Source organism: Shigella sp. FJ200513 (assembly GCF_040495915.1).
GTDB lineage: Bacteria > Pseudomonadota > Gammaproteobacteria > Enterobacterales > Enterobacteriaceae > ECMA0423.
The window spans coordinates 1-445 of the sequence record NZ_JBDYCV010000292.1 but is presented as its reverse complement, the minus strand read 5'-3'; the positions used below and the strand labels follow the sequence as shown (position 1 = coordinate 445).

Genomic DNA, 445 nt, shown 5'->3' with positions numbered 1-445 from the left:
GATTACCTCGACCCCGAACTCATCTCTCGTTGCCTTGCCGAATCAGGTACTGTAACGCTACGCAAGCGCCGTCTTCCCCTCGAAATGATGGTCTGGTGTATTGTTGGCATGGCGCTTGAGCGTAAAGAACCTCTTCACCAGATTGTGAATCGCCTGGACATCATGCTGCCGGGCAATCGCCCCTTCGTTGCCCCCAGTGCCGTTATTCAGGCCCGCCAGCGCCTGGGAAGTGAGGCTGTCCGCCGCGTGTTCACGAAAACAGCGCAGCTCTGGCATAACGCCACGCCGCATCCGCACTGGTGCGGCCTGACCCTGCTGGCCATCGATGGTGTGTTCTGGCGCACACCGGATACACCAGAGAACGATGCAGCCTTCCCCCGCCAGACACATGCCGGGAACCCGGCGCTCTACCCGCAGGTCAAAATGGTCTGCCAGATGGAACTGA

The 445-nt window shown here is 59.8% G+C and carries 1 protein-coding gene; it reads left to right on the top strand.

All coding sequences use genetic code 11. The features are described 5' to 3' along the window. On the top strand, positions 1–445 hold a 445-nt coding region (locus tag ABZJ92_RS22300; RefSeq protein ID WP_069101188.1), incomplete at both ends, for an IS4 family transposase.